This is a genomic window from Pseudoalteromonas sp. MB47 (assembly GCF_011319765.1).
Lineage (GTDB): Bacteria > Pseudomonadota > Gammaproteobacteria > Enterobacterales > Alteromonadaceae > Pseudoalteromonas > Pseudoalteromonas simplex.
The window spans coordinates 306,453-329,466 of sequence record NZ_VFBD01000008.1; the positions used below are offsets into that span (position 1 = coordinate 306,453).

Here is a 23,014-nt window from a genome sequence, read left to right on the forward strand (position 1 = left end):
TAAGTTAGCAAACGAAAAGGTGGTTAACATGGCTATTATTGCAGGTTATTTCCAATTCAATGATTCAGATAAAACTGACTTTAAGTATATAAATCAACTAGCTAATGTATTTAGTAACTATGAAAAAAAACATGTTCGTTTTTTTAATTGCGAGTATGGAGCCATTTTTCAGTATGATTTTGATGCCTATCAGCAGGCGAGCTGGTTGCGAACTGAGTCGCAAATTGCAACACTCATTGGACACCCTCTCATATCAAGCTCTAGAACACAGGACCTAATTACACTTGCGGGCTGCGAGTCTCTCGACTTTTCTTTGCAGCAATGCGAAGGAGTATTTAGCTTTTGTCAATTTGATCTGCAGAGCCAGCGCCTAACATTAGCGACTGATCCACTTGGATTAAAACCTTTTTATACCTTACAAACACAGTATGGTTTACTATTTTCCACTAACCTTAATTTATTTAAGCAGTTGGATATCCAACTACAGAACAATCCGGATGCATTAACTGAGCTTGCCGTGCTTGGTTATCCTCTTTTAGATCATACACCGTTTAAAGACGTAAAATGCTCATACCCAAGTGAAATGCTATGCTTTAATGCAAAACAGGGTGTAACTAGAAAAAGATATTTTGATTGGGTATCACTTGCAAAACAAAAGCTCGTTACACCAGATGCAATTGAAGGGATCTCAAAGGCTTTTAAAACTTTAGTTGCAAAGGCAAAACATAAAGATAAAACAATTCTTTGCACTTTATCTGGCGGTTTAGACTCTAGGCTTATTAACAGTGAGTTATTGCGCCAAGGCGTGCAATTGAAGTCGTTTAACTTTTCGCAATCTGATAGCCAAGATCTATTTTGTGCTAAACAATATGCATCACAAAATGCAGTCCCATTAGAAGTAATACAAGTTTCAGACACCCAGCGGCTATCTGTCGAACAGCGCCTTGGCAAATATTGGCGTAAAGCGAAACATCAAGATTTCACTAACGTATGCAGACCACAAATAAGCTGGTCAGGAAATGGCGGTAGTGTTGGGGTCGGGCTTATTTATTACGGTGATGAAATTTATGCTGCAGCAAAAGAAAACAACTTAGATAAACTAATCAGTGCTTACCTCAAACAACAATACGCATTTTTACCTAAGTCAGTTGTTCATAATGCTGAACAATTACAACAAAAACTGATAGCTAACTTAAAAATTAGCTTCGAACCACTCGCTGAATTACCACTTGAAAAAGCATTTCAATTATTCTTGCTGCTTAACGATCAACACCACCATTTGAGTGTTCCTAACGAGCAGGTTTGCGAATTTAAAATGGAGTTTTTCCATCCATTTTATTCGTGGAAGGTCCTACAGTATCCGTTGGGTTTACCGGTGGAGTACGTTCGCAAACACCGTTTTTATCAACGATGGTTAAAAACCGATTACCCACGAGCTTTACTTGCGCCTTGGCAAACTTACCCAGGACACTTGCCTTGCCCAATAACCGTCAAGCATCAAACCCAATGGCAATTGAATAGCGCAAAACTTATGTCGCCCACAGAACTATTAAAGCTATGGTTTAAAATTATGTTTTTTGACCGCCATTTATTGATAAAGCGCTGCCATTTCACTTTACTTTGCATTTTACAGTTAACTCATTTAAAGAATGTTCAGCCTAATTTACGTGTTGCTCAGAAATTCTGCCAATGGTGAATAAAGTTCAGGCCATCATTTTGAATTAATTGCTTTGAAGTAAAAACAGCTTTCTAACAACGAACTTTTCGGGCTAGAATCTATTAGGTTATTAATATCATAAGCTGAGATTTTAATGAGAAAATGGACTCTTCCTCTACTGCCACTAATCGTATTAGCAGGCTGCACCTCGGTTAGCAAAAATGAATGTTTACAAGCTGACTGGCATGGTATTGGTTATAAACATGGTGCAGATGGCACTGAGTATCGCGATGGCATAGATGCACTATCACAATGCAGTGAGTATGGTGTAAATGCTGACATTGCTAAATATAAAGTGGGATACGATCAGGGCCTCGCTACATACTGTGAACCAGAAAATGGCTTTACGTTAGGCATGCAAGGCGCATCATACAATGGTGTCTGTAATAGCACAGCGTTTCGTAAAGCATGGCAAGAAGGTAACGATAGATATCAAGTGCAACAAAGACTGAGTTATATTGATAATCGCATTGACGATATCGACCGTCGATTAAAAGATATTCGTGGCGAGCTTAACAGTAACCAACTTAATAATACTCAGCAAAAAGAGCTTTATCGAGAACGCAAAGATTTAGAAAACGAGCGTAAAGATTTGCGCAAAGAACGCGCATTACTTCCGCTTTTGAATAAACTGCCTAGTGTTGAAATATCAACCGAGTGGTGAGACTTTTAGAGCCAATTTCATTTCATACATTTGTTTATCAGCGATGGCCAAAAGTTCCTTTGCACTGTGTCCGTGTAAAGGATACATGGCGATACCAAAGCTCGCACTTACCGGCTGAACCGTTTCATAATCTTGCGCTACTTTTTTAACCGCCTGCTGACATCGTAGCGCTATATCTTGGCACAAACTAGCCTTTGTTAATGAAGGTAAAACAATAACAAACTCATCACCACCAATGCGCGATAGCACATCTTTATCTCTCATTTGTAAACGCAATTGCTGACTAATGTCCAGTAACAAATTGTCACCCTGTTCATGACCATATGTATCATTAACGAGTTTGAAATTATCAAGATCAAGATAGATCAATGCAAATTGGTTATGCTCTGCTGGCGTTCTTTGTGAGAAAGCACGCAATTGAATATCGAGTCCTCTGCGATTCAATAGCTTAGTAAGTGGATCTTGATTAACTAGCTCATTGAGAAGCTGGCGCTTTTCTACCGCCGAAGAGATATCATCAAATGCACCGATATAATGAGAAACTAAGCCATTTTCATCATACAATGCATCTATGGATAATTGCTCAGGAAACACCTCTCCTGACTTTCGCTTATTCCATACCTCTCCTTGCCAACAGCCTTTATCGAGCAACTCAGTCCACATTTGTTGATAAAACTCATCTGGTTGCTTCTTTGCAGAAAGTATTGAAGGTTTTTTACCTATTACCTCATGCTTCTTAAACCCTGTTATTTGCTCAAAAGCAGGATTTACATCAACAATCACAGACTCAGCGGTGGTGATCAGAATCCCCCGGCTAGTTGTAGAAAAAACAGCCGTTAATAGTTTAATTCGCTCATTACTTTTAACTTCCTCTGTAACATCCTCAGAATAACCATTCCATTCTACACTGCCATCAGCTCGGGCTATAGGAGATGATTTTGCCGAAATCCAGATCTGTCCTTTTTTGGGGTGGTTAACGCGAAACACTTCACACCAATCAGTTAGCTTTGCACGTGAATGCTCAATACTTCGTACAATACGTTCCAGATCATCTTGATGTATCGCTTGCATAACTCTATCTGCTGATGACTCAATATCTTTGGGAGAGCAGCCATAGATATCAAATACTTTTGATGTAGCAAATGGGAAAAACGCTTCATCTTTATTGTCTATTACATATTGATAAACAAAGCCTGGGAGGTTATCAGTGAACTTTTTTAGTTCTTGATGTAGGAATTCAATTTCGCGTTCTTTTTGCCATTGTTCCGTAATATCAATATGTATTCCAACCATCCATTCTGGGTTACCGTTTTTATCCCACGTTTGTACTTGGCCTTTATCAAGCACTTTAACCCAGTGGCCTCGTTTATGTTTCATACGCGCTTCACAGACATATCGCGCTGATTCACCTTCGAAGTGCTCATTTAATAATTGCTCAGATTTCACTAAGTCTTCAGGGTGAGCAAAGGTAAGCCAAGTATCAATTGAAACGGGTTCTAGTTCGCACAGAGAATAGCCAATGATATCTGCCCATTTATCATTAAAAATTGTTTCGCCTGTTTGCACATTCCAGAGCCAAACTCCCACATCACCACTTTCGAGAAGCAACTGTGCAATATCTAGTCCTAGCTGCGACTTTAGTTCATTGTAAGCTTCACTAAATGCCATAATCTGCCTTAATAACTAGCCTAATGATAAACAATTAAGTCTTATTCATTATTTTAGTTAAAAAGGCAAAAAATACTAAAATATAATCAAATAAATATACTCTTACAGATTTATTGCGGATTGGTATTTTTCACCTTGACGGCCAGTCAACCTCATCAACCGAGTCAAAAAGCGTTGTGGTCGTTTGCTCGCCATTCCATTTGCGAATGTAACGTGACAAAGGATCATAAAGCGCTGTTTGCTTATTGATATGAAAGTGACGCCCACCTCTAGGGTCGACACCGACACCCGCAATATATTGCCAATTGCCCCAATTTGCAGCCACATCATAATCAATAAGTTGCTGTTCGAAGTAAGCTGCACCATAGCGCCAATCAAGAGCTAACTCATTAACCAAACAGCTTGCTGCAATCTGCCGCGAGCGGTTAGATATAAAGCCTGTTGTGTTGAGTTCATGCATTATCGCATTTACCAATGGAAATGGAGTGCAGCCATTACACCAAGCAGTGAAACGCTGGCTGTTAAACGTTGTTAGCGGCGCATTTTGCTTTTGACCTTTGAATAAAAAAAGCTTTGCTCCCGCTTGCAGTGCATGCCATTTGAAATATTCGCGCCATAGCAATTCAAACTTTATCCAATAGCTCGACTCATTTGCACCGTTTTGATGCTCATATTTTTCAACTTCGTTATACAGTTGTTTAGCACTAATTGTGCCTCCAGCAAGCCAAACACTAAACTTAGTGCTGTTGCTAAAGCCATCTAACTCATTGCGAGTCTCTTTATAGCTGCTTGGTGCTTTTGAGGAAAAGTACGCACTGCAATGTTGCTGAGCTGCAAATAAACCTCCTTTGAAGCTAGCTGACTGGGTAACTACGTCAGCAATATTGTGTTCAGCGCATAACTGTACTGGGTGAGGTAATCGGCTGACCGCAGGTCGCGGTGCAGCTATAAAGGTTGGCTCAGCTTCTACCTTTTTTCGAAAGGCGGTAAAATTTTTTGGTAATTCATCAAGCTGAAAAGGTAAGTCCGCTGCTTTAAACAAGGTATCTTGCTGATAAGTTTTCACGGCAGCTTGAGGGCATAAAGCTTTAATTTTTTCGAGCTGTTTTTGCTCATAAACGCCAACTTGCTCGGTACAAACCAATGTTTCAATATTATACTTTTGCAAACGCTGGCTGATTACATACTCAGGCTCACCTGTGATCACATGAAGTGTTTGGCCAAGATTCTCAACTGCGTTTGCAAATGCAGATAGGCTCTCAAGTAAAAAGTTGTACTTATGTTCCCCATATGGCTTCTGTTGGTAATTAGTTTGCCTAAACCAACGCGGTTCAATCACAAACACTAAATCAAGCTCGCCAGCAAAATCTGCTAATTCAGATAAAATTTCATTATCAGCTAGGCGTAAATCATTTTGTAGCCAATATAAAACTCGTTTTTTCATGGGATAACTCATATGTTTTAACATACATACGAATACCCTTCTTATCCGGATTTAAATATCAGAACAAAATGATTAACTATAATTTGCAGATAGGTATTAAGCATCTTGCTCTTTACTCATAAGCTCGCTCATGCGCTGCATAAGCTCTTGCTCACTGAGGTCTTCTTTGTGTGTACCTATAGTCCAAATATGGCCAAAAGGGTCTTCTAGAGTCCCTGACCTATCGCCATAAAATTGGTCATGTACTGGACGCAGCTCTTTCGCCCCAAGCGATAAGGCTTTAGCAAAAACAGCATCGACATCTTCAACATACAGCATAATGCTCACCGGCGTACCGCCAAGTTGTTGCGGCGACTTAAATTGCACATCAGGGCAATTATCAGAAAGCATAATATGAGAGTCGGCTATTTTTATTTCAGCATGTGCCACCCCACCATCAGGCAGAGGCATTTGAATTACAAGTTCAGCAGCAAAAGCTTGTTTGTAGAACTCTATCGCCTTAGTAGCACCTTCAATAACCAAATACGGGGTTACCGCATGGTAACCTTTTGGGATTGCAGAAACAGCCATGTTACACCTCAACGTTAAATGTGTGAGTTATAAAGGTAGCAGTTGTAGCTAATTTCACTAATCTAATGATAAAAACGCCAGCGAAATATTTCGCTGGCGTTTTAAATACGAATACCAATCAACTTAACAACGCGGTGTATTATTCAGGCCAGCTTTGCGTCCCATCAATTGCAACTTCTGTTTGATTTAACGTCGTACAATAGCCGGTGGCAGATGAGGCATAGTAAACATCACCTAATACCGTGTAGTTTTTCGCTTTAACCTGCTGTTTTGCTTTGTCTGACGTTGCCATGCCCCACATGCTGAAGTAGTTGCTCAAATCGAGCTCGGTTGCTTCTGAAAGTGCTATTAGGAGCCAATCATTGTTGCCTATGCTTTGTGCCTCTGACAAGCTGTAGCTTGAAAAGCCAAGTGTATCTTTTTGTGCCTGCCAATTAGTCTCGCTGTTATCAGCTAGATTAAACGCACGCTCCAAAATGTGTAAGCGAGGGTATAAATGCCAGCCGTTTTCAAGCTTATTGTGTGCCTGTGCGGCCATCATAATTTGTAAATAAATAGCGTGACTTTGCGACCACTCTGACATCGCTAAATCTTGCATATAAGCAAATGCGTCTGCGCTTTGTTTACTGGCTTGTAAATGATCGAACAAGTTCTCGAATGGCAAGTTTTGGCACGATGCCGAAAAGCCGGTTTCATCTTCAAACTTCGACTTACTGTAGTAGGAGTAAAAGTTGGTATTTGAATGACCACCAAACCCTTCGATACGGAAGCGTCCTCTTTCGAGACCATGCCCTAACTCATGGATATCGCCATGCCCTGTTGGATTAAAATTCCAACCTGCGTCATACGGATTGCCCGAACAGCCCCAACCACAGGTCGGCTGGTCAGCATTCATATGTTTTACAATATCAATTGTTTGTACTTCAATATTGCGTTCACTCGCAAAGTCATGAATTTCGCTAACCACATCGATGCCCGGCCCTTTGAAACCAGCAAGTACATGCGGATAGTTATGGGTATAACGCTCTACAGCATGGGCGAAGTCAGACGCTACAGGCCAATAACCATCGTTAATTGAAATACGCATTTTCTCGAGATTTGAATGCACCTCAAAACCACCGGTTGCCACCTCAGCCCAATCATAATCCCCTTTTTCAAGCAACTCAGCAAAGCGCTCATCATCACTGCTGCTACGCCAATACGGGTGCTCACCTACATTGCTAAATTCAAAGCTGACATCTAAATCATTTTGATCAAACTCAATTTGAATTGGCCCACCATAAGGTGACGTAAAATAGACCGTTTCATTTGTCTCTATAGGGACATGAACCGACTGCAATTTAGCGGGTCGATTATAGCCATTGCTGCTCATGTAATGTGTTGCGCCATCGCGCAGAGTATCAATAAACACCTTGGTATTCACTGCTTGATTATCGGTGCGTTTGATAGCAAATGTTTGACCCGGCAAGGCATACACACCCGTTGAGCGAAAATACGCCTTACTCTGCATATTCACGGTGACGGTTTTAGGTGTTACATGACTAAAATCACTACGGCTGAAATTCCCCATATCAACTTGAAGTGGGTTAACTTTACGTATATTTAATACCGCATGATCAGTAAACAGGGCACGAAAGAAGCTTGTATTCTCGGTGCTTAGTTTATCCATCGGGAAGCTCACTACTTGGCGATAATGATCTGCAAGCAGCGCTAGTAACTGATAAAAGCGATAGCCTTGCTCAGTAAAGATATCTGTTTTAGCTTGGTCAAAACCTCTAAACACCGAATTAATGATCGTTGCCGCATCACTAAACTGTTGCTGATATTGGCTTTCAGCTGGACAGCTTCGATTATCGCAAGCACTTAAATCAACACTAAATTCGCTGCTTTTAAAGCGGCTGAGTAAGTCTTTAATAGTTTGCGCATCAGTTGGCAAGCTGTCGTTGATAGCAATTGGGTTCCACTGTGCCAGTTCTAACCGGTGCCAGTAGTTATCACCTGCAACGCTCACATGGAGTAATTCAAATAGCGCTTTACCTAGTGCCGTTTGGCTACCATCACGCTGAATATAGATCACTGCTATATCGTTTTCTTGCGCTTGCTTTACTGCAGCCACAACATTATCAATATTTAATCCTTCACGCTCATGCTGAGAGATAATCAGGATATCCGTGTCAGATGTTAAACACGCCGCTAAAGCGTCGTTGTCACAACTTGCATTGTCGTTATAGCTCACCATGCCTTCATATTGACTATCAAACCACTCTCGCGTTTTGATCCTATCTTGAAAGTAATGGCTTTGATCTAGTTGTGCTAATACAAGTTTGAGTGGCTGCTCTGCGGTTATTTCTCTGCCAGCTAACCATGTGGTGCTGTTTTTCAAAAACTGAGTCATTTGCTCGTTAATGGTATTTCGATAAGGATTACTACCAAATACCAAGTAACGGCCTTGCTCACCATCACTAGTCCCGACTACAGCAAGATTTCTAATTTTTGTCTCGTAGCCATCTTGCCAACTATTGTTGGTAAGTAGTACCGGCTCATTGAATGGATACGTGGCATTTAATAGCGTTGCATCCCAGGTTGGATACCAGCTTAATTCATCAAGGGTGGAGCTTGAGCCAAACCCAAATAAGCTATTTTTAATGCTTTGAAAGCGCGCTTTGTGGATATCAATTTCATTAAGTGTCGCATCAAGAAGTAATTCGCTGTTTGGCACAACCAGCGCATTACCTGTTTCTAGTGCCTCAGCTACATAGCTTTGAGTAATGTTTAACACATACTCGAAGCTAGTCTCTGTACGTGAATCAGAGGCTGTGATTGTGAATTTATGTTCACCAAGTTCTTCATTACTCGCGGTGCCAGATAAGATGCTAGTTTGCTCATCAAAATTTAGCCACGTTGGTAAACCTGTTACGGTTAAGCTCACATCATCGTTGTCTGCATCGTTGCTGACTAACTGCACACTCAATGCCTGCTCAGCACGCACTTCACTACTCAGTGGAGAAACCACCGGCGCTGAGTTTGCTCTGGCAGCGATGTTAAATGTTTGCTCTGCCTGCTGCGTCACTTCGCCATCTGAATAACGAAAACGAATTTGCTGTTCGCCCGTATTCGCAAACAAGGGCGTGCCGCTAAAACTGAGGTTAGTCGCATCAAAGCTAAGCCAATCAGGTTTACTAACTTCACTTATTACCACAGTGTCATTTTGTGCATCAGTAAATGTTAGCTGGTAAGTATAAGCTTGGCCTTCATTGCTATCCGATGGTGTAGACGTGAGCGTTGGCGGCGTATTTTCGACAAGCTTGGCTTCTACATTAATATCAATCAAAAGCTGGGCAGACAGCTGCCCATCAGTGACCGTAAACTCAATGTTTGCATACTTACCTGCTTGCTCTGGCGTGCCACTGATACTTGCTGAGGCTTCATTAAAACTTAGCCAACTTGGTAAGTTTGTTACAGACAAAGTAAGAGGGTCATTATCTGGATCAGAGACTTCAGGACTAAAGCTTAAGGTTTCACCAACACGTAAAGTCTGTGATTGACCACTGATTTGCGGCGCTTGATTTTGTGGTGTTTCGGTTACAGGAGGGGTTGTTGTTTGTTTTTCATCTGAGCCTGAGCCGCCACAAGCAGCAAGTGTTAGCAATACAGCCGAGCATAATAGCGAGCGTTTGCACAAAGAGTAAGGTGCGTTCATTGAGTTCTTATCGGTATGGTAAACAATTTTTTAACATTATAAGCCGATACTACAAACTAATATCTCGGAAAAAATACGTAAATTGATATCGCTGTCATTAATTGTTTAAAGGGCTATTTAAAGGTTACGAGCTTGGGTTTGCAAAATCGGGTCTGGGTAACTTTTCGAGTATGGCGTATAAATAAATCACCACAATGCAAAGCCCTCCCGCTGCGAAAAATAACGTTGGGCCATCATAATAGTCTAAAATTAAACCACCTCCTAGTGGCGCTAAAGCAAACCCTAAATCATAAAACGAAGCTGCGCCAAAGTAGGCACCACGAAGATGTGAAGGCGCCAACCTATCAAGGTGAACGTTCATCGTCGGAAACAAAATGGTTTCGGCCAAACTCATCACCACTATCGCACCAATCCAGCCCCAGAATAAATCGATTGGATTAAGTGCTAGCCAAAACTGCGACACCATCAATAGCACCAAGCCAATTTGAATGCGCACCGTTAGGCTAAATCGCGCCATCATTTTTAACAGCAGAAATTGACTTGAAATGATCACTAACGCATTGGTAAAAATAAGCGCAGAAATCAATGCAAGTAGGTCGGGTGCCTCTGCACGAGTTAGGTATTGTATGAGTGAACTATCCATTTGCGCATAAATAAACATGCACATAATATTGGCTAAAATTAAACACTGCAGCAGCTTATCTGCAAATAGAATACGTAAGATTTGCTTGCCTTGTACAGCTGGTTTTTTCTCTTCTGGCTCGTCGATTGCGGCAGTACTTTTGGCGGCTTTATCACTAAAATTAAAGCCCCAAACAAGCAGCACTAATAAAATAGCAAATGCCCCTGCGGTAATATAAAAGCTCGACTGCTCACCGGTTAAACCTAGCCATACCCCAGCTAATGGGCCCACCGCACAGCCCACATTAACAATAAAGTACAGCGACTGCATGGCCAGCTCGCGAGTTTGTGCATCATCAATAATATCGCCAATTGCCGCACTGGTTAATGGTCGCCAAAGCGCAGTCGCAATCGAGCATAAGGTCATCACAATCACATAACCGGCCACGGTTTCTACCTCAGCCAACAGCGAGAAAGAAATGATATACAGCACGCCGGTAATGTACATCAGCGTATGCCGGCCCACTTTATCGGATAGGCTACTGCCAATAAAACTGGTGAACACTGAAATCACCGCGGCACTGGTAAGTACCAAACCGACTTCTGTCGCCGATAAAGCAAACTTTTCGTACAAGATCACCGCAAGAAATGGCCACACCATGTAGTAGCTACCACGGGTAATAAATGAGCCAAATAAGAAGATCCACATAAGCACTGGGAACTGCTTAAAGCGCGCTAAAGAGATATCTGAATTCATTATTTTAATTTTTATGATGATGATTAAAACACTATACAGGAACTGAATCTGCCTTGGGTATTTAATCTAAAACTTGTTTGTAACAGCGTATTAATTAGCTAAAAAACAAACGCTACTTAATTGTGAATCGTGTTAAGCCAACTTGAAAAAGATTAATCTAAATAAGAATAATTATTGATTGTATTTTTCATTTCTGTAGTATACGCGACGTCCCTCAAAGGGATAACCTACAAAAAGAACTGGAACCCTACAATGAAATCAATAAAACCAAGCTTACTGGCACTTGCCATAACAACACATTTTTCAGCCTTTGCTGATGACGCTAAGCCGAAACAAGATATGGAACGCTTAGTTATTACTGCAACGGGTTTTGAGCAAAAAGTTACCGAAGCACCTGCAAGTATTTCAATTATCACTAATGAAGATATTAAGTCTCATGCCTTCACCTCAGTACTTGATGCTGTGCAGTATTTAGAAGGTATCGACATTGGCACAACTCGTGATAAAACAGGCCAAGGCAGTGTGAGTATGCGTGGTTTAACAGGTGAATACACCCTGTTACTTATTGATGGTAAACGTCAAAATAACCATGGCGACATATACCCAAACAATTTTGGTGGCAACGCGTTTAACCACGTACCACCGGTTGATGCCATTGAACGTGTTGAAGTAATTCGCGGCCCTGCATCAACGCTTTATGGTGCAGATGCATTGGGTGGTGTAATTAATATCATCACTAAAAAGCACACTGATAGTTGGAGCGGTGCAGTGTCTTTTAGCCGTTCATTACAGCAAAATGATGATTTTGGTGATGACATTACCACTGACTTTAGTGTGATGGGTCCGCTTATCAAAGACGTATTAAGCTTAGGTGTGCGCGGCAGTGTTTACGAGCAACAAGCATCATCGCCAACATTTGAACCAGCAACTGATCCAAATGGTGTTGTTCATACTCGTTCATTAGGTTTTGGGAGTGGCGGTCGTACCGTTGATAACACAAACGAGCAGTATGGTTTTACGTTAACTTATACCCCGTTTGAGTCGCATCATTTACGTTTTGATTACGATAACTCAAGCCAAGTGTACGACAACACACCTAGCTACGACATTGAATCAGGCACCATTACTTACCCACTTGGTACTAAAGATAACATTGAATCAATTTGGCAAGATCGCCGCGGCCAAGTAAACCCGCGCGCAGGTTACGCGGCAGACCAAGAGTTTGACCGTGAATGGTGGTCACTCAGTTATGATGGCGATCTTAACTGGGCAACGGTAAAAGCCTCTGTGTCTTATGTTGATACGCAAAACAATGGCCGTACTTTACCACTGAGTGTAAGCGAGCGATTAGAGCTGCAAGCTATGTACGATGGTACTGGCGAATACGAAGGAATGGACGAGCAAGCACGTAAAGACTTAGCTGAAGAAACATTCTTACCACGCCCTGCTCGCCCACTTGAAAGCAGCCAATATACCTATGACTTACGTTTTGATATTCCAATCGAGGGGCGCTTTGGTAGCCATAACCTAGCAGTTGGTGGCCAGCTTATCGACGGTGAATTAAAAGACGGTGTATTTGGTCTTGAAAGTGATCAAGCTGGCAAAGTACAAGAGCAAAACATGTACTCAATCTTTGCCGAAGATAACTGGATGGCAACTGATAACTTCACCTTTACACTTGGTGCTCGTTACGATGACCACGATGTATTTGGTAGCCAAGTATCACCTCGTGTTTACGGTGTATATAACTTATCTGACACTTGGACCTTAAAAGGTGGTGTAAGTACAGGTTACAAAACACCAAAAACAACTGACCTTTATGACGGGATCACCGGATTTGGTGGCCAAGGCACAAGCCCATTTGCAGGTAACCCTGAATTAGAACCAGAAACCAGTGTTAACTCAGAAGTTGCACTTTACTGGACTTCACTTGATGGCGATCACAACATTAACGTGACTTACTACAACACCAAGTTTGAAGACAAAATTGCCAGCGGCGATACAATTTTAAGTTGTGAGCAAACTAACGACGTACGTCCATGTGTGAACCTAGGTCAATACGATCAGCTTGGCTACGATAGCTACAGCCAAAAGATCAATATCGACGAAGTAGACCTTCAAGGTGTTGAAATTGCTGGTCAATACACAATCACTAAAACAGTGTCTGTTAACGGTAACTACACCTGGACTGATAGCGAACAAAAGAGCGGTCCTGAACAAGGTCAACCATTAACTAACTCAGCTGAGCACATGGCAAACCTTACCCTAAACTGGGAAGCGACAGACTTTATGAACTTATACCTACAAGGTGTATATCGTTCAGACCGTTACCGCGGTTGGGATAACGTGCACGATAAAGCGCTGTATTACAAAAACTACAACCTACTTAATTTAGGTGCGCAGTTTTATGTAAATGAGTACGTGCAAATCAATGCCCGTGTAAACAACCTATTAGACGAAGATTTCACCTCTTATAGCACAAGCTATACCGACCTAAATGGCGATGGTGAGTACGAATACCTAACAGGTCGCGGTGTAGTTAGCGAAGTTACATTCACAGACGACTACAACGTTAAAGATAAAGGCCGTAACTTCTGGATTGGCGTTACCGCTTACTTCTAAGTAAACTCCCTGAAAATAGACAGCATGTAGTCATATGCTGTCTATTTTCCTTACCGTCCCTATTACTGCTCCTATTATCAGTATTCTTTTTACTGTCACTAAATTGCCAACTTCACACATTAAGCTGATGGTACCTGCGTAAGCCTATTTGTCAGTCTATGGAACATATCCTTACAGCCAGTGGTATCTGTATTAGTTATCAAGATGAAGGCGATAAAAATGCGCCGGTGATCATCTTAATTATTGGCTTAGGTGCTCAATTTACCGTTTGGCCAGAGTCGCTATATTTTGGCTTGGTCGAAAAAGGCTTTCGGGTTATTCGTTTTGATAATCGTGATGCAGGGCTATCCTCATCGTTAGATGAGTTAGGCAAGCCGAGTCTAGTAAAGCATTGGCTTAGCCGCCGATTACCCATTCGTGCAAAGCTGCCCTATTCGCTCGATGACATGGCTCGCGATGTAAAAGAATTAATGGATGCACTGGCTATCAAAAAAGCGCACTTAGTGGGGGCGTCAATGGGTGGCATGATTGCGCAAATTGCCGCGGCAAAGTATAAAAAACGTGTACTGAGCTTAACTTCAATTATGTCGAGTAGCTCGCCGTTATCGTTTTCGGGATCAAACATTAACCTTTTGGTAAAGCTCGCAAAAATACGCCCCCGAAGCAGTAATAAAGAAGCCGCTATTGACTACAATGTTAGGCTCAACCAACTCATTGGCAGCCCAGCCTACCCACAAGATGAACACGCTTTATACGCCAACGCTGAACGCTATATTGAGCGGGCCCACACAAATCAAACAGGCTTTAAACGTCAGCTTGCAGCCATTGCCGCAACGCCTTATCGCGAGCAATTACTAAAAAAGATTAAAGCGCCCACGTTAGTAATTCACGGCAGTGCTGATCCTGTTATGCCGCTGTCTGCGGGTATCAACACCGCCCTGTTAATAAAACGCAGTAAGTTAAGAGTCGTGCCCGGAATGGGCCATGATTTTCCGCCCGCTTTAATGAAAAAAATGACTAAGTGGATAGCTAAACACGCCGCTAAAGTCAGCGCCAAAAAAGCCGCTAAAAAACCCTAAAAGCATGATAGAATTATCATACAATTTATAAGGTTAGCGTTTTATGTTACGTGTATTTTTTAGTCTATTTTTAACCATCCCTTGGTTAAGTTTTGCCGGTGTGTCACTGAGCGAGCAGCGCATTATTTATCAAGGCGAAATTAATGCCAAAAACAATCAACATGTTGCACAGCTTTTGGCTGAGCAGCAAAACATAAACAGCATACAAATCACCAGTGGTGGCGGAAACATTGATTTAGGTATGGATCTCGCCGAATTGATTTTGGCGCATAATTTAAAAGTTCATGTAAAACAATTTTGCTTTTCGTCGTGTGCTAATTACGTATTACTTGCAGGAAACCCTACCACCATAGCTAAGAACGCCATTGTCGGTTGGCACGGCGATGCCGCTTCTGCTCGCTGGCGAGATAGCGATATTGATGCCATGGTAAGCCATTTAAAAGAGCCAGAAAAAACAACCAAGTGGCAGGCTTTGCGCACTCAATACGATGAAATAATCGCAAAAGCCATGGCTCGTGAAAAAGCCTTTTATGCAAAACGCGGAGTTAATCATGACTTGCTAACGATTGGTTTATCTAAAGAGCTAAAACGTGCAGCTGTGGCACAAAAAGCCAGAGGCTGGAGCTACTCAAAAAAAGCACTCAATACACTGAATGTGAATAATATTGAGTTTGCAGATTGGCAGCCCCGCTCAGCAAAGAACTTTCCGTTACTAATAATTAGTGACCTTGGGGATTAGCTTTTGTAATCACGGATATAACGGTAATCAAATTCGGTGTCATCAAGAATGTCGCAATAATCACGAAAATCATTACTCTGCATTTGCTGAATATCGATGATCACCGACTGCTCTGTTACGAGTTTTTTAAAGCTTTGCAATAGCGTACGTCCTTGCTTTGCATCTATATGGCAACCGAATTGATAAATATCATATAGCCGAGCGAACTGATCACCGCTCTGCCTTGAGCTTGCCATGAGTGCTTCACCACGCTCAAAAGCAAGCATTCTTCCCAGAATAAATTGCGCTCTAGGTTCATTTTTATGTTCAACCAGATAACGTAAAATAGTTTCTGATTTAAATGTATCTTGTGGAAAATTCCCCTGATAAACGCCTCGCTCATCAAAGTGACGACCGGAATAATAGGCAAAAGCATAGCTAAATGCTTTTTTGTCAGACAAGGTTGCAAGAAACTCATCATCAGTCGGAATATGTTTTGCTCTAAACTTAGCAGCTTGATGTTGCTCTTGTTCTACCTGTTTTTCAATAGACAAATACTGCTGGTGAGCAAATGCACCAACGGCGCCTGCAAAACTCAAACATGATGTAGCAATTAGGGTACTCGGTAATACTACCAACCAATGATTTTTAATTTTTTTATACCCTGCCAGCTCACCGGATTCATACACCTCAGCAAATAACTTATGGTCAATAAATGGAATGCTTTTACGTGCAATAAATGCTGCTGACCAAGAGCCAAGTGCAAATAACAAAGCATAAATTGATAAAGACAATGTACCGCTGATCAAAACCTCTGAACTGAGCGCAACAGCGATTACAGATAGGTATGCAATAAGTGAAATAACTGAAAAGATACGATCATAGCCACGCCCATGAATACGAACGGCTAGGCCAACGAGTACGCCGCTAATCACTAACATTACAGGCCCAATAGCACTTTTAATTGAAAATACTGTGATCCATAAAATAATGATTGGGATACTCCAGCAAGCTACGCCGATTGCAGCTGCAAGTGGACTTTGCTTAACTAGTTTTGCTTTAACTTGCTCTCGACTCTGCTCAGTAACAGACATATCAACTCCGTTTTCGTTTTATTATTTTTTTTTCCTGTAAAACAAAGTGATTCTAACTAGAACAGCTGATTATAAAAAGAGGAACATAAATTTTCGTGGTACAAAAAAGCCACTTCGCAGTGGCTATTTTAAATAAGCTTTAACTAAACACTAAACTGATGCCATGGGCCTGTTATAGCAAGTGTTTTTGAAGGTGAGTAAACGTTCACAAACAAAGTACTACCATCTGGTGAAAAACAGGCACCTGCCAGCTCGGTTTGCGCCACTAAACGGGCAAAATTATAAACTTGGCCTTGGGGTGTCACACCGCGAAGATGATTATCAACCACATCGGTGTATTGGTCTTCACAGACAATTAAATGACCATTAGGTGACACGGTTAGGTTATCGCCAAAGTTGTATAGGGTTTTGCTAGTACTTTCGACAAACAACGAGATTTTACCAGGTTGCTGTGCTTCTTTATCTGTGCCCTCAAATTCTGATGGCTGATATTTCATAACCTGACCAAGTTGTTTTTTACCGCCATTGGTACAGCAGAAATAAAGTTCTTTATCACCCCAGTGAATACCTTCACCGCGAGCAAACAATGCTGCACCTTGTTTGTAGCCGCGTAAGCGTAGGTCGTCTTTCGGGCTTTCAGGGTTATCTAGATTGACCCACTCAACCTCAAGCTCTTGATGTAGCCCCATGGCTTTATTATTCCAGTTACGGCTATCGAATTGTGGTTTACCTTTTACCACCATAGCTTGTAATTGCCCGCCTTTATGCAGCTTGCCATATTCATTTGGAATAAAGCGATAAAAGACGCTATCACCTTTGTCTTCTGTTAAATAAATAATGCCGGTGCGCGGATCAACGGCAGCCGCTTCGTGATTAAATCGACCCATGGCTTTTAATGGGTCAGGTTTAATTAAGCCTTTGCTATTTGCGGGTACTTCAAAAATATAACCATGATCTTGGTTAAATCCATCGGCTTTGGTGTCTGTGGTTTCTTCGCACGTAAGCCAGGTGCCCCATGGCGTGATACCGCCAGAACAGTTACGAATAGTGCCGACCAATGACAAGTATTCTTGCTCTTTTTGATGGGTTTTTAGGTTATACACGATATGACTTGTGCCGCCCGGTAACGCCACACCGTCACTGTTAGTATCAAAAGCCAGCGGCGTTTTATGGTTGGCAATACTTGCCTCAGCTTTCGCTAAATCTTTTGGTTTTAGCTCATGGTTTCGCACTAATGCAACACGGTCATTACCAAGCGCTAGGCAACCCATGCCATCGGCTTTATCGGGTACCGTAAACCCATCAGACATTTTCTCACCTAGGCTTGAAACTACTTGATAACTAAAGCCCTCGGGTAAGTCGAGCAATTTATCTGGATCAGGAATTAACGGACCAAAACCGACAGCCGTTGTTTTTAAATCACCTAACGACACTTTACCTATGGCACTTTTTGATAATCCTAAAAAGGCCAATGTGCCCGCCCCTACTAAAAATTCTCGACGTGAAACCATGCTAACTCCAAGCTAAAACCAGCTTTATCATACAAATAAAAAAGGCATTATAAAGCAATGAAACGATAAAAAGTTACATTATCACAATATTCACGAAATTGTCATAAAGCACTACTCTTTGATGATTGCTAGTTGCTCATTAGGTAGCAGCACAATTAAGTAACCACGCTGCTCTAAGTTACAAAAATCAAATTCAAAACCGGCAATTTGTAAGTCACTAGCGCAATGAGTTAGCGGTATATAAGCTGTTGCTGTTGCTTCAGTTAATTCACTATTAGCAAGTTTATAGCTGTAGTTCGTATTGCCGATAAAACTAACCAGCCTAACCACAGGGTAATCACCACTATCTACAGCCTCAGTGCGTGCTAAAAAAGCCAGTTTCAGCGTTTCGCCATCCATATAGCTGATCACATAATTAGCTATATCACTAACAACCCACTTTTGTAGATGAGCTTTTATTTCAGCATCATAAAAAGCTGCAAAGCCAACCTTTCCGACCACAGAACGCTTAAAGTTAAGCTTTTCAAAACCACCGTAGCCATCGATTGATTGTTGGAAGTTCTGCTCCTTATAAATTGCGCTTGTTGGTGTGTTGTTTCGTAGGTTCATCATATAAAAATCAACCGGGTACTCGCTAAAGTTATAAACATAATAGTCACTTTCATAAACACCTTGGTATAAATCGTCTTCGTCAAACACTTCCTCTTCAGCGCTATTGCAACCAGTAAGTAAGAGTAAAATGCATAATCTCAGTAGATAATTCATTGCTCATCCCTTTTTCTAAAAACGATAATTTATAGTTGCAGCGAATTGCTGCTTGGCAGTTTCACCCACTAGCGGGCTTTTTTTGATAGTTGAGTCAAGTTGCTCATACCGCAAGCTCGTAAAAACAGACCACTGCTCATTAAAAACATAAGTCAGGTTTAGCGAGGTAAATGGGTTAAGGGCTGCACTTGGCTGATATTCATATCTGCCAAACTCAGGGGCGATATTGCCATTAGCTATGCCATACAGGTATTGAGTGTATTTTTTATCTTGCCAATAAAAACCGAGATCAGCACTTAGCTGTAACCCTAATCCTTGGCCATAAATCGGTAGGTTATAGCGGGCAAGAAACGTAAGTCCATCGGAGTGATTCGAAATATCTTGCGCTAAACGAACAAAAAGCTGTTTATATTGCAGCTGAGTTCTGAAGGTTAGCTCACCTTTGCCGTCTTTATAGTCAGTGAAAACCTCATCATCCGACAACTCATCACTAAAGATTAAACTGCTATCGTAGGTTTCATCTCGGAAACTAAGCCCCATTGACGCTTCAAATTCTGCGCCTTGTAAAAAGGCATATTGCACTAAGCCATATTTAGGCCCTATGCGCCAGTTGCCTTTTCGGGCGTTGAAGTATGGCAAGACCATGGTTTGAATATCGTAATCTCGCCATGCTGTATCAATGGCCAATTGTGCAGCACCGACCTCCATTTGCCATTGCTGTGATTGCTCATCGGCCTTGGCATCATCAACAAATAATGCTGCTAAACAATAAGCTGCAATCAACAGATAAGAAAAAAGACTATTTCGCAGAAATTCATGTTTGGTCATGATAATGTCCCTATATTGGTGTTTTAATGCAGTTTAACGCCTCACCATTAGGGCTGACTTGCTGCAAATGTCACATATTTAATCGTGACATTTGTCATATACATAAACGAATAATTGCGGATTAAACTAAGCGTATGAACAAACTCTTGCAAACGTTGATACATCGAAGCGATTTCATACTCTCAGCAATCACCTGGGGGTTTGTGTTTATTTATACTCTGCACGCTTGGTCGCAAAGAGCAGAATCGGCGCAGCTAAGTTTTAGTACAATAAATACGTTTTTGATCAGTGTGTTATTTATAAGCTTTTTTGCTTTTTTAATTTATTTTGAGTTTTTCAGATCACGATTTAAGCACTATCAAACCCGTATTTTGAACTTCACTATCGCTAATGTTGTGCTATTGATGTGGCTATTTAATATTGGCTTTGTTGCAATTCTATTGATCATCTTCTTAGTTAAATTCAGCGATTACGAGCCAAACAAAGCCAGCCTCTATTTACTCATTTGCCTGCCCTTTTTGATGGCGCTGACGCTTCACTATGGCTTTGATAAGCAATTTGTATTGCTCAACGGGTTGGCTTTCACTTTATACAATAGCTTTGCCTATCGCTTTGCTACTCGGCTTATTTCTGAGCGTAAAGCCAAAGAACAAGCAGCCCATTTATTACGTGAATTAAAAGCAACTCAAGCACTTTTAAACGACACCGCAACTCGCGATGAACGTATTCGTATTGCCAGAGATTTACATGATACCCTTGGCCACCACCTTACGGGACTCAGTATTCACTTAGAAGTCGCCAATCATTGTGCTAGCCATGAAGCACCAAAACACATAACTAAAGCACAGCAAATTACCCGCTTGTTATTAAATGATGTGCGTGACTCTGTCTCGTCAATGCGAGAAAACCAAACCATTGATTTACATGCATCGCTTAATTCACTGTGCAGCCATGTTACAGGCTTAAATGTCACACTCAATTACGATGAAAATATAAAAATAAGTGATACGTTATTGGCACAAACGTTATTTCATACTGTGCAAGAAGCGATTACGAATTGTATTAAACACAGTGATGCGACCGAGCTGTCGGTAAGCTTAGACCTCCAAGCTGATTCAGTGCATCTCACTATTTATGATAACGGCGGTGAAATGCCCAAGCTGAACTTAGGCAATGGCTTAACAGGCATGCAAGAGCGCTTAGCTTTAGTGCGAGGGGCAATCGAGTTTGAACAAAATAATAATGGGTTTGCGATTGCTGCAACGTTACCTCATAAACTTAATCCACATACTTTGGCGTAAAAAATGATTAGGGTATTACTCGTCGATGACCAAACATTATTAAGAGAAGGCTTAAAAAGCTTACTCGCCCTTAAAGCAAATATTCAAGTCGTGGCTGAGGCTGACAATGGCCAAACGGCTCTTGAGATGCTCAAGCAACATTCTATTGATGTTGTACTCCTTGATATTCGCATGCCTATTCTAGACGGTATTGGCGTACTGAAAAGTATGCAAGCACAACAGCTGAGGCAACCAGTACTGGTACTCACGACCTTTGATGATAGTGAACAAGTGCTAGAATGTATTCGCTATGGCGCTAAGGGTTATGCGTTAAAAGATATTAATTTAGAGCGCTTGGTCAGCGCCATCGAAACACTTGCTAAAGGTGGCTCAGCGCTAGCTCCTGCGATCACCGAGCGAATTTTGAATAAGCCCACTAAAACAACCGATACTTCTTTAGCAACTCCTGATAAATTAAGTAAAAGCGAGCTTAGAGTGCTCAATTTAATCGCTGCTGGCTATTCAAATAGTGAAATCGCCGAGGCACTTTATAAGTCTGAGGGGACTATCCGTAATCAAGTGTCTTTTATTCTCAGAAAGCTAGATGTACGTGATAGAACCCGTGCAGCATTAAAAGCAATTGATCTAGGCTTGATATAATTGCAAATCATTTTTAATCTCATTAAGCTTTTATCATACAAGTAAATCGCTTAAACTAAGGCTTAATTTTATTTCAAGAAGCAACCGCTATGTTCCTAAAATCAAAAACATTTATTGTATTCTCATTGGCGCTTTTAAGCTTTAGCCAGCACGCCTTTAGCTTACAGTTTGGCAATCAAGTCGACAGTGACAAACTCATTAAAATTTCGACTGTTATGGCCTCACCAGACGATTACCTTGCAAGTCCAATTACCGTGGAAGGGACTATCACTGGGGTTTGCGAAAAACGTGGTTGCTGGATGACGCTCGCATCAGACAAACGCTTTGAAAACTTACGTATCAAAGTTGAAGATGGCGACATGGTATTCCCAATGACGGCTAAAGGCAGTAAAGCTATCGTAACCGGTAAGCTCGATAAAATTCAGCTTAGCCTTGGCCGCACTAAAGCGCTACTTGCTCACAAAGCGCAGCAAGCCGGCGAAAGCTTTGATGTAAACTCTGTGACTGAAGCAATGGCTATTTATCAGCTCGTACCGAGCGGAGTTGAAATCATTGAGTAACAAACGAGGTATCAACTGGTTTAAGTTAAACAGAAACTTACACCGCGATATTGGTTATTTTTGTGTTGGTTTAGTGATTATCTTTGCGGTTTCTGGCATTGCAGTGAACCACAAAGATGATTGGAACCCAAACTACAAAGTAAGCCACCAGCAAATCAGTGTGGGCGATGAAACTTGGCAATTAGATAATGACGAGTTGCTAATTGAACAAATTATCTCTCATGCTGATGTAAGCGAGCCGGTAAAGGCCTCTTATTGGGTGTCGCCGCAAGAGTTTAAGGTGTTTTTAAAAAACGGTAACAATCTCAGCCTTAAACTTAATAAAGATATCATAAGCTATGAAGCCATTGAGCCTCGTCATGTATTTCAAGCATTTAACCGTTTACACTTGAACGAGACAAACGAGTCGTGGGTTATTTTTTCTGATATTTTTGCAGGGCTGCTGCTGTTTTTAGCGATCAGCGGCTTGTTTATGATCAAAGGTAAAAATAGCCCATGGGGCAGCCGCTCAGTTTTAGTCATTGGCGGTATGCTGCTCCCCGCTGCTTATGTGTTTTTATAAACTAAAGTTCCCTGTTGCCATTCTCGCTAAGAGCGATGGCAACTTTTTTAATTAATTTAATACTCACCAAATTTGTAACACAGTCTTTCTTAAAATAACTATTCGCAGAACCCTCCCTTTGCTTACGCATTTTATAGCAGCTCAAAGTGTGTTTACTTAGCTCTTAAAACCTCTCACCTACCTATTATTGTTTT

18 protein-coding genes are annotated in these 23,014 nt (G+C 41.4%); 9 read left to right on the top strand and 9 right to left on the bottom strand.

Annotation, left to right across the window (positions count from 1 at the left end):
• Window positions 1-28: 28 nt before the first annotated feature.
• Window positions 29-1,696 (top strand): asparagine synthase-related protein, encoded by a 1,668-nt coding sequence (locus IMPJCBKJ_RS05420; RefSeq protein WP_166339140.1) that lies wholly within the window; start codon window positions 29-31, stop codon window positions 1,694-1,696.
• A gap of 115 nt (window positions 1,697-1,811) precedes the next feature.
• Window positions 1,812-2,381: a DUF2799 domain-containing protein gene (locus IMPJCBKJ_RS05425; protein ID WP_166339142.1), complete on the top strand. Its 570-nt coding sequence runs from the start codon at window positions 1,812-1,814 to the stop codon at window positions 2,379-2,381.
• On the opposite strand, the gene IMPJCBKJ_RS05430 is transcribed toward IMPJCBKJ_RS05425, so the two are convergent.
• The 5 genes from IMPJCBKJ_RS05430 to IMPJCBKJ_RS05450 all read right to left on the bottom strand — a co-directional run bounded on the left by IMPJCBKJ_RS05430 (window position 2,367) and on the right by IMPJCBKJ_RS05450 (window position 11,141).
• Window positions 2,367-4,049, bottom strand: coding sequence for a sensor domain-containing diguanylate cyclase (locus IMPJCBKJ_RS05430; protein WP_166339144.1), 1,683 nt, complete (start codon window positions 4,047-4,049; stop codon window positions 2,367-2,369). The two genes, IMPJCBKJ_RS05425 and IMPJCBKJ_RS05430, sit on opposite strands and share 15 nt — an antisense overlap.
• 130 nt (window positions 4,050-4,179) lie before the next feature.
• Window positions 4,180-5,493 carry a DASH family cryptochrome gene (locus IMPJCBKJ_RS05435; RefSeq protein ID WP_166339146.1) on the bottom strand — a complete coding sequence of 438 codons (1,314 nt, stop codon included), beginning with the start codon at window positions 5,491-5,493 and terminating at the stop codon, window positions 4,180-4,182.
• Window positions 5,494-5,589: 96 nt separating this feature from the next.
• Window positions 5,590-6,063, bottom strand: coding sequence for a VOC family protein (locus IMPJCBKJ_RS05440; RefSeq protein ID WP_138599913.1), 474 nt, complete (start codon window positions 6,061-6,063; stop codon window positions 5,590-5,592).
• A gap of 139 nt (window positions 6,064-6,202) precedes the next feature.
• Entirely contained in the window at window positions 6,203-9,763 is a 3,561-nt protein-coding gene (locus IMPJCBKJ_RS05445; protein WP_166339148.1) for an ImpA family metalloprotease, read from the bottom strand.
• Window positions 9,764-9,887: 124 nt separating this feature from the next.
• Window positions 9,888-11,141, bottom strand: coding sequence for an MFS transporter (locus IMPJCBKJ_RS05450; protein ID WP_138619685.1), 1,254 nt, complete (start codon window positions 11,139-11,141; stop codon window positions 9,888-9,890).
• 252 nt (window positions 11,142-11,393) lie between these two features.
• Between IMPJCBKJ_RS05450 and IMPJCBKJ_RS05455 the strand changes: the two genes are divergently transcribed.
• From IMPJCBKJ_RS05455 to IMPJCBKJ_RS05465, 3 genes are all read left to right on the top strand, one after another.
• Window positions 11,394-13,763, top strand: coding sequence for a TonB-dependent receptor (locus IMPJCBKJ_RS05455; RefSeq protein ID WP_166339151.1), 2,370 nt, complete (start codon window positions 11,394-11,396; stop codon window positions 13,761-13,763).
• Window positions 13,764-13,921: 158 nt separating this feature from the next.
• Window positions 13,922-14,842 (top strand): alpha/beta hydrolase, encoded by a 921-nt coding sequence (locus tag IMPJCBKJ_RS05460; RefSeq protein WP_054551855.1) that lies wholly within the window; start codon window positions 13,922-13,924, stop codon window positions 14,840-14,842.
• A gap of 43 nt (window positions 14,843-14,885) precedes the next feature.
• Entirely contained in the window at window positions 14,886-15,581 is a 696-nt protein-coding gene (locus IMPJCBKJ_RS05465; protein WP_166339153.1) for an ATP-dependent Clp protease proteolytic subunit, read from the top strand.
• On the opposite strand, the gene IMPJCBKJ_RS05470 is transcribed toward IMPJCBKJ_RS05465, so the two are convergent.
• The 4 genes from IMPJCBKJ_RS05470 to IMPJCBKJ_RS05485 all read right to left on the bottom strand — a co-directional run bounded on the left by IMPJCBKJ_RS05470 (window position 15,578) and on the right by IMPJCBKJ_RS05485 (window position 19,758).
• Entirely contained in the window at window positions 15,578-16,654 is a 1,077-nt protein-coding gene (locus IMPJCBKJ_RS05470; protein WP_130166915.1) for a hypothetical protein, read from the bottom strand. The two genes, IMPJCBKJ_RS05465 and IMPJCBKJ_RS05470, sit on opposite strands and share 4 nt — an antisense overlap.
• A gap of 143 nt (window positions 16,655-16,797) precedes the next feature.
• Window positions 16,798-18,165 (bottom strand): alkaline phosphatase PhoX, encoded by a 1,368-nt coding sequence (locus IMPJCBKJ_RS05475; protein ID WP_166339155.1) that lies wholly within the window; start codon window positions 18,163-18,165, stop codon window positions 16,798-16,800.
• A 111-nt stretch (window positions 18,166-18,276) separates the two neighbouring features.
• Complete coding sequence (locus IMPJCBKJ_RS05480) at window positions 18,277-18,930, bottom strand: hypothetical protein (RefSeq protein ID WP_166339157.1); 654 nt, start codon at window positions 18,928-18,930, stop codon at window positions 18,277-18,279.
• Window positions 18,931-18,945: 15 nt separating this feature from the next.
• The gene (locus IMPJCBKJ_RS05485; protein WP_166339159.1) at window positions 18,946-19,758 is read right to left on the bottom strand and encodes a MipA/OmpV family protein; all 813 of its coding nucleotides are present in this window, start codon (window positions 19,756-19,758) and stop codon (window positions 18,946-18,948) included.
• Between the two features lie 404 nt (window positions 19,759-20,162).
• On the opposite strand from IMPJCBKJ_RS05485, the gene IMPJCBKJ_RS05490 reads away from it, so the two are divergent.
• From IMPJCBKJ_RS05490 to IMPJCBKJ_RS05505, 4 genes are all read left to right on the top strand, one after another.
• Complete coding sequence (locus tag IMPJCBKJ_RS05490; protein WP_166339161.1) at window positions 20,163-21,059, top strand: histidine kinase; 897 nt, start codon at window positions 20,163-20,165, stop codon at window positions 21,057-21,059.
• A 3-nt stretch (window positions 21,060-21,062) separates the two neighbouring features.
• A complete protein-coding gene (locus IMPJCBKJ_RS05495) occupies window positions 21,063-21,698 on the top strand; it encodes a response regulator transcription factor (RefSeq protein ID WP_054560701.1) in 636 nt (211 codons plus the stop codon).
• An 89-nt stretch (window positions 21,699-21,787) separates the two neighbouring features.
• On the top strand, window positions 21,788-22,258 hold the full coding sequence (locus IMPJCBKJ_RS05500; protein WP_166339163.1) for a DUF4920 domain-containing protein: 471 nt from the start codon (window positions 21,788-21,790) through the stop codon (window positions 22,256-22,258).
• A complete protein-coding gene (locus IMPJCBKJ_RS05505; RefSeq protein WP_166339165.1) occupies window positions 22,251-22,820 on the top strand; it encodes a PepSY-associated TM helix domain-containing protein in 570 nt (189 codons plus the stop codon). The genes IMPJCBKJ_RS05500 and IMPJCBKJ_RS05505 overlap by 8 nt, the downstream gene beginning before the upstream one ends.
• The last annotated feature ends 194 nt before the right edge of the window (window positions 22,821-23,014 follow it).